The 7,950-nt window shown below is 34.0% G+C and carries 8 protein-coding genes and 1 tRNA gene; 7 read left to right on the forward strand and 2 right to left on the reverse strand.

Features of this window, described 5'->3' with window-relative positions:
• Positions 1-4 precede the first annotated feature (4 nt).
• Positions 5-1,822, reverse strand: a complete 1,818-nt coding sequence (locus tag OM074_RS04945) for a sensor histidine kinase (RefSeq protein ID WP_301198185.1) — start codon at positions 1,820-1,822, stop codon at positions 5-7.
• A gap of 213 nt (positions 1,823-2,035) precedes the next feature.
• Between OM074_RS04945 and OM074_RS04950 the strand changes: the two genes are divergently transcribed.
• From OM074_RS04950 to OM074_RS04980, 7 genes are all read left to right on the forward strand, one after another.
• Positions 2,036-2,599 carry an RNA polymerase sigma factor gene (locus OM074_RS04950; RefSeq protein WP_301198186.1) on the forward strand — a complete coding sequence of 188 codons (564 nt, stop codon included), beginning with the start codon at positions 2,036-2,038 and terminating at the stop codon, positions 2,597-2,599.
• A gap of 11 nt (positions 2,600-2,610) precedes the next feature.
• Positions 2,611-3,138, forward strand: a complete 528-nt coding sequence (locus OM074_RS04955) for a hypothetical protein (protein ID WP_301198187.1) — start codon at positions 2,611-2,613, stop codon at positions 3,136-3,138.
• A 118-nt stretch (positions 3,139-3,256) separates the two neighbouring features.
• Positions 3,257-4,252: a hypothetical protein gene (locus OM074_RS04960; RefSeq protein ID WP_301198188.1), complete on the forward strand. Its 996-nt coding sequence runs from the start codon at positions 3,257-3,259 to the stop codon at positions 4,250-4,252.
• A gap of 10 nt (positions 4,253-4,262) precedes the next feature.
• A complete protein-coding gene (locus tag OM074_RS04965) occupies positions 4,263-4,787 on the forward strand; it encodes a hypothetical protein (protein WP_301198189.1) in 525 nt (174 codons plus the stop codon).
• Positions 4,788-4,816: 29 nt separating this feature from the next.
• Complete coding sequence (locus tag OM074_RS04970; protein ID WP_301198190.1) at positions 4,817-5,473, forward strand: hypothetical protein; 657 nt, start codon at positions 4,817-4,819, stop codon at positions 5,471-5,473.
• Between the two features lie 325 nt (positions 5,474-5,798).
• Positions 5,799-5,883 (forward strand) — tRNA-Ser (locus tag OM074_RS04975).
• A 248-nt stretch (positions 5,884-6,131) separates the two neighbouring features.
• Positions 6,132-7,346 (forward strand): site-specific integrase, encoded by a 1,215-nt coding sequence (locus OM074_RS04980; protein WP_301198191.1) that lies wholly within the window; start codon positions 6,132-6,134, stop codon positions 7,344-7,346.
• An 82-nt stretch (positions 7,347-7,428) separates the two neighbouring features.
• Here OM074_RS04980 and OM074_RS04985 read toward each other — a convergent pair.
• A partial coding sequence (locus OM074_RS04985) for a type II toxin-antitoxin system HipA family toxin (protein WP_301198192.1) occupies positions 7,429-7,950 on the reverse strand: 522 nt, incomplete at its 5' end.

Below are 7,950 nucleotides of genomic sequence, written 5' to 3' on the forward strand. Positions count from 1 at the left end.
CTAACTATATATTATATATAGGCAACTGAATTTTAACCTGTGTTCCTTCGCCTAGTTTAGAATCAACATTAATACTACCTCTATGCTCTTTAATAACATTGTATACTATTGTCATTCCCAAACCAGTTCCTTCTCCCAGCGTTTTTTTTGTATAAAACGGGTCGAACATCTTGCTAACAGTATGTTTTGACATACCTATGCCATTATCTTTTATATATACTATTACTTTATCGTTTTTTACTTCTATATCCACCCCAATCTGCCCATCATTTTTTATGGCCTGAACTGCATTATGCAAAACATTAATAAAAACCTGATGTAATCCATTTTCATCGCCATAAACCCATATTTTTTCTTCTGTGAAATTTTTAACTACCTGTATCCTGTCTATTATTTTATGGTTCAATACAGTAAGGCAATTATTTACAACTTCAACCACATCACTCTTTTTAAATTTTACTGATGCATTACTATTAAAACTACCCAAACTATTAACAATATTAGATATTCTCCTTACCCCCTCTTCCATATACCCTAAAACTTCCTGATTTTTTTCAAACACACTATCAGGACTGGAGCTATCGACTTGGTTTTGTAAAGAATACAACCCTGTTTGAATAAAATTAAGAGGATTATTGATTTCGTGTGCTACACCAGCTGTTAACAAACCAATAGAAGCCATTTTTTCTGCTTCAATCAATTTTTTTTGCATAGATTTTAAATCCGCATACGACTTCCTAAGTTTTTTATGCTGTTCAGTAAGCTCATTGTTTGAGTTTTGCAACTTTTCATTTACCGTGTTAAGTTCAGAGGTTCTATCTTCCACCAGTCTCTCCAGGTGCTCTCTATACTTCCCAATTTCTTTTTGTTGCTTTTTACGATGGGTAACATCCTTTAATACTGCCTGATAATGGAATCCATCTTCAATTTGCAAAACAGCTATCTTCACATCAGCGTCAAACAAAGTACCATCCATTCTTTTGTGCTGCATCTCAAAACTAACCACCTTCTTTTTTGATAACTGGTCGGTAACATAAGCCATCAAATCCTCCGAATCAGAACCGTCTGATTGAAGCTCCGGTAAAAAATCCACAATTCTCTTCCCTACAAGCTCATCTGTTTTAGCCTTAAACATTTCCTGGGCAGAAGAATTTACATCTACAACCACACCATCCCTAAGCAGAACTATTGCGTCAATTGAATTTTCAAAAAGCAGTTGGTATTTTCTTTGCTTTGATTCCAACTCTTCATTCTTACTTTTAATAGTACTTAGATTATTTACTATAGTATCAGAATACAACCGACCTACAATTAACAAGGCAAGGGCGGTCAGGCTTATTATTGATATATCCATTCCCCAGGCAACCGGAGACAGGGCATACACATTAGCATCAACATTGAGAGGCAGTACTTTTGACATATACAATATCCCAAAAAACATATAACAGCCACTAAATACAAGCAGCATTACAAAAGCCTTTCTATAACCAATAACAAACGATAAAAAAATTGGAATAAGGATAATGTAGGCTTTAGAAGAAACCATATATCCAAAATGCGACAAACCTGTAACCAAAGCTGCCAAAATTACAATGGCAATTGAAAATATCTTAAGGTTTAAATTAATTCTCTTACGGTAGAAAGTAAGAATTCCAAGATACAAAACAACTAACGAAATGCATGCAAAGGCCCAATTGAACCCATATTCCAAAGCCCTGATAAATGTTATTACATAAGACAACATCCCAAAACTATAACCAACCACTATAGCCTTATTAACAATTTTATCCCTCAGCTCTTGTAACTCCTGCAGCGCTTCCATTTTACCAAATAAAAACCAGATTTTTTTTGAATACCATACAAATATAACATTCCTATGGTATTTATAAAGTATATTATCAACTATATATTATTATAACATAACAATAAATTAAACACTAGAATAAAGCCATGAGATTGTATATTTAAACAAATATTTAATACCAGATGCAACCAACACAAAACAACCTTGTCATTAGCATAAACAATATTTTTTTTGAAAACAATAAACGTCGACATACATAAATCCATAATTGAAAAAGCTAAAAAGGGCAATTATAAAGCCCAGAAAAAGCTATATGAGCTATACGCAAAAGCCATGTTTAATATTTGCTACCGGATGATGAATAACATTCCGGAAGCAGAAGACCTATTACAAGAATCTTTTTGTGACGCGTTCAGGAGGCTAGATTCTTTCAGGTATGAATCAACATTTGGAGCATGGTTAAAAAGAATAGTAATTAACCGCTGCATCAATGAACTAAAAAGAAAGAAAATTGAACTGGAATACAGCGATAAGGTTTTTAAGATGGAAGTTTATGAAGAAAACGCAGAAACAGACATTCAGCCCAATATTGAAAAAATAAAAAAAGCAATGGGCTTATTACCGGAAGGCTACAGGATAGTTTTCTCCCTCTACCTGATTGAAGGGTACGACCATCAGGAAATTGCTGATATCCTGGGAATTTCCGAATCTACATCAAAATCGCAACTGGCGAGGGCAAAAAAGAAAGTAGTTGAGATTATAAATGCAGGAAGTTTTGAATACAGCATCAATTAAAACACAAGGAGATGGAAAACAACTTTAACAAATATATCAAAAACAACAGGGAATCTTTTAATGATTTAACTCCCCCTGCAAATATGTGGGAAAGAATATCCGACAACATCCCTGCCAAGAAAGATCATTCGCATAAAAAGTTAATTTTTAGTATTTCAAGTGCTGCCGCCTTTTTAACAGTTACTTTACTGGCTTATCATTTTCTGGTTCGAGCTCCATATAGTAAACCCCAAAGCTTTTATAGCGAAATACAAGAAACAGAGAGGTACTACAACAACATTTTGGCAAACAAAAAAGAAACCATATACAAATTGACGGGTAACACACCAGAAATTAAACAGGACATAGAAACAGAACTGGCCTTATTGGACAGTGCTATGGTAGAATTAAAAAACGACCTGAAAGATGGCATTTCAAATACGGAAGTTGTAGAAGCCATGGTTCAAAATTACAGGATGAAACTGAAGATATTAGAAGACATATTAAAATACCTCAAGCCCAAAGAGGAAAAACATTCTTATGATATCAGCAATATTTAAACCTTGAATACAAAATAAACGCTTTATAATGCAATACATAAAAATCATATTACTTTTAATATCCATTATCCATTTTACCCCAAACAGTTTTTGCCAAAACTTTCGGGAAGAAATAAAAATGACACGGACATTTAAAATTGCAGCCTCAGGGACTTTAGAAATCACCAATAAATATGGCTCAGTTTTTATTGACACATGGGATAAGGATTCTGTTAAAATAAATCTCGAATTTATCATTTCAGAAAAAAACGAGAACCGGTTTAAGAAAACTAAGAGCAGTGTTAGTTTTGATTTTTCAGGAAACTCATTTTACCGATCAGCAAAAACGCTGTACGGCAACAATTACTCTTCTTTATTCAAAGATTTAAAGGAAGCTACCAACCTTTTATCTTCTAACGAAGAACAAACCCATGTAAATTATTATGTCACCATACCCGATTACATTAATTTAAAAATTGACAATAAGTATGGCAATATAATTTTACCGTCACTCAATGGCGACATTAATATAAAACTTGCTAACGGAGACCTTCAGGCACGTGAACTAAACGGCAATAGCAATCTTCAACTCTCCTTTGGTAGTACCATAATAAAAAAGGTAGAACAAGGTAACCTTTCCCTCAATTTTATGGAGACTTCAATTGAAAACACAAGCAACATCACCCTGGAATCAAAATCGTCAGATGTTGCCATCAACAAATGCAATCTTTTAAAACTAGATGCCAGACGTGGGAAAATTATTATTGAAGAATGCAACTACATATTTGGAGACTCAGAGTTTTGTGAATTATATTTTAACAAACTAAAAAAAGAGATTGGCCTGAATATAAAATATGGGGTTCTTAAAAATATTTTATGCTCTGACAGCTACGAAAAAGTCTCCATTAAAAGCACAAGTGCAGATATTAACATAAAAATTCCGGACAGTAAGGCCTTTAATATAACCACATATGATTCGAAAGCGACTCTCAATTTTGCAAAAGATATCAAATGGAAAGATCCTGTTATTGATGATACAAAGGAAATGCAAAAGCGAACAGGGGATTATAAAACAGGCTCTACACGCAGCAACATTATTATTGAAATATCAAATGCCGAATTAAACTTTGAGTAAGAAATAAATCATGAAGCACAAACTCAAACATCTATATATATTTTTGGTTTTTATATTTACTCTGGCCCAACACTCCCATGTAAAGGCTCAGGATTATAAAACTTTGATTGCGTATAAGAACGGAGCCGGGCCTGGTTTCATGGCAAAAAAACTATTACCAAATGAATCAGCCTTTAGTGCTCAGATAATTTTTAAACAAGGGGGATTTACTCTCGGTGCCTTCAGAACTTTTCATGAAGTTGCCTTCCCCAAAAAAAATTCACAGTATTTTTTCTATTACGGATACGGAACTCACTTTAGATACTATAGGGAATATACCAGTAAAAATATATTTAAACCTTTCCGCCCGGGTATGAAACGTAGAGGAAATTACGTTGCACTTGGATTGGATGGTATTTTGGGTATTGAATATAGGTTTTTAAAGTACCCATTTGTATTATCAACAGAATTTAACCCAAATTTTGAATTAGGTGGCGCCAATTATTTCAAAGTTAACCTTAATATGTTTACCGCGGGAATAGCATATACTTTTTGATAAAAATCACAAACACAAACAATAAAAAAATGAAAAAATTAATATTTACTTTAACAATGGTTCTATTATCAACATCCGTATGGTCGCAAGAATCAGAACCAAACAATGAAATAAAAACAATTTTCAAAAGCAAGGGAACCCAAAGCAACGGTGGATATGGCGGCATAATGATTAATTACAGCCAAATTGACAATAGGGATGCCATTTTACTGGGGGCAAAAGGCGGTTGGCTAATTAACCACTCATTCACCATTGGTTTAGGCGGTTATGGATTTATTACAGAACCTGAAAGCGACCTCGTTTTAGAGGAAAAATACGAATATGCCGGAGGTTATGGTGGTTTATTGATTGAACCTATTATTGCAGGCATTCAGCCAATTCATGTTTCCTTTCCCATTTTAATTGGTGCAGGAGGAATAGCATACAACAACCACTACGGCTATGAAGACGACAATGACGAATGGGATGACGAATATTACGAGGACAGCGATGCATTTTTTGTTATAGAACCTGGTATTGAAATTGAATTCAATGTAATTAAATTTATGCGACTTGCTATATTAGGGAGTTACAGATATACAAGCAATATAAATTTGGAATACCGATCAACAGGCAACCAAATCGGAACAAACAGCATGCTTCGGGGATGGAACGTTGGTCTTTGTATGAAATTTGGCAAGTTTTAATAGTCTGTACATAGCAATTACAAACTATACATTTTTGAACACACATTATAAACTTAGTTGTTTTATCAATAAGTCATTGGTTGAAGTTTCTTTTTTATCAAATATTACACACTTACTTTCAACCAATGACTTTTCTTTATAAAAGTAGTGTTTTTATCAACCTGAATCCAAGGCTATTATATCTGAGCTTGATTTTTAAGATGATTTTTTCTTAAATATATTTTTGCAGTTTAAAAAAATACTCTACATTTGCAGCCGTTATCAAAAGAGATACACACTGAAACACTACTAAAAATAATGGTTTCAGATTAGATATAAAGATTTTGGAGAGATGGCAGAGTGGTCGAATGCGGTGGTCTTGAAAACCATTGTGCGGCAACGTACCGGGGGTTCGAATCCCTCTCTCTCCGCTGAAAGCGAAAGCAATTTAAAGCAAAACCCTGTAAGTCAACACTTACAGGGTTTTTTAATGCGCAATATTTTGCAAAAAGAAGCAAAAAAACGCAGTTTTTCGGTGGATTTCTGGTGGACTAAAAAAGTCCTCATTTTAGTCCACCAGAAACGGTTAAAAAAGCTCTGTATTACGCTGTATTGCTCGGTTTTAGATTACAACAAAATGAACTCATAAAAATAATTTTAACATCAAAAATTTATTATTATGAGTGGACTTGAGACCATCAAAATCAACTTCTTCATCAAGAAGACAAAATTGCTTAAAAACGGAGAAGCTCCAATCTTCGTTCGAATCATTATCAACAAGGAAAGAGACGAGTATGGCTTAAAGCAAAGTATTCTGCCTAAACAGTGGAATGAATCCAAACAATTCGTAAAAGGCAATTCAGATCAGGCTGAGAAAATCAATCAGCTCATTGAACTTCACAGAACAAAAATCCAATCATATTTTAATTTTATGACTATGGATAACCAACCTATTAATCCAAGAATTCTCAAAGAAAAGATGGTTGGTAAAAAAGAAACCAGACGTACTATTCTGAAAGTTTTCCAGGAACACAATGATAATGCAAGAAAACTTATTGGTATTGACTTCGCCCCTGATACTGTTCAACGATACGAAACTTGTTATATGCACACCAAAGACTTTATACGTTGGCAATATAAACGTGAAGATATTGCATTGGAAGATCTGAACCATCAATTCGTGCGTAATTATGAGCTATACTTAAAAACCGAACGTAAATGCGCTCATAACACAGCCATTAAGTATTTGAAGAACTTTAAGAAGATAGTCAGAATTGCCTTGGCTAACGGCTGGATGAAAAAAGATCCTTTTGCAACCATCAAATTTAAATTAAAACCTGTTGATGCTGTTTACTTGACAAAAGAGGAACTGGATACCTTAATAAATAAGGATATTAGTATGGAGCGATTAAGACAAGTACGTGATGTTTTTGTTTTCTGCTGCTTTACAGGATTAGCTTTCTCTGATGTCAAATCCTTAAAAAGACAGCACATCACAACAGATAGTAACAGAATTACCTGGATTCATAAAAAACGTACTAAAACAGATCAGATGAGTACAATTTTCGTAATTGAAGCTGCTAAAAAACTAATGGCGAAATATAAAAACGAACCGGAACTCATTGAAAAGGATGCAGTCCTACCTGTTTTGAGCAATCAAAAAATGAATGCATATTTGAAAGAAATCGGAACTATATGCGGTATAGATAAACCTATATCAACACATACAGCCAGACATACCTTTGCGACTACAGTTGCTTTAGAAAACAATATGCCTCTTGAAGTTGTATCAAAGACTTTAGGTCATTCCAGCACAAAAATGACTCAGCGCTATGCCAGAACGACAGAGGCTTTGATTAGTAAGAATATGGAGAAGATAGCGAATTTGTATTAAAAACAAATAGGCTTAGAGCAAATATCGCGATATGCGATATTTGCTCAAGACTTATAATTAAATTTCATGCTAATAAAGGTCGTTAATTAATTTTATTCACTCCATTAATTGCCTTTTGAATCGTTATAATAGCATTTTGTGACACGCCACACTCTTTAGCTATTGAGTCCCAATGAGAAACTGCATCTTGCACTTCTTCCAATATCAGCTCCGGTTTCTTTATTCCAAAATGTAAGCCTAACTCCAATAAATGTTTCCTTCCCGGATTTTTACTCTCTCCTGCAACCATTGTGCTATGAAAACCATATGCTGAATTTGAAAAAGTGAGATCATATACAGGTGCAAAACTCCAATTACCTTTGACATCCATTAAAAAAGAGAAGTTCTTACTATGATCATCCCTGTTATGAGCAAACACATTAAAAGCTGCCAGACGTAATACTTTTTCGTATGCTTTCACATGTTTTTCAAGTTGAAAGGCACAATCCATTAAATGACCATAATCCATGGTGCTCATTCTAAAATTATCATGCATCAATCCACTTGCAGTATGCATGTGAATTCTTTTCTCTTTTATTCTGTCAAAGCGTTTTGTACCAAAGTA

The sequence above is a fragment of the Plebeiibacterium marinum genome, assembly GCF_026013615.1.
Classification (GTDB): Bacteria; Bacteroidota; Bacteroidia; order Bacteroidales; family Marinilabiliaceae; genus Saccharicrinis; species Saccharicrinis marinus_A.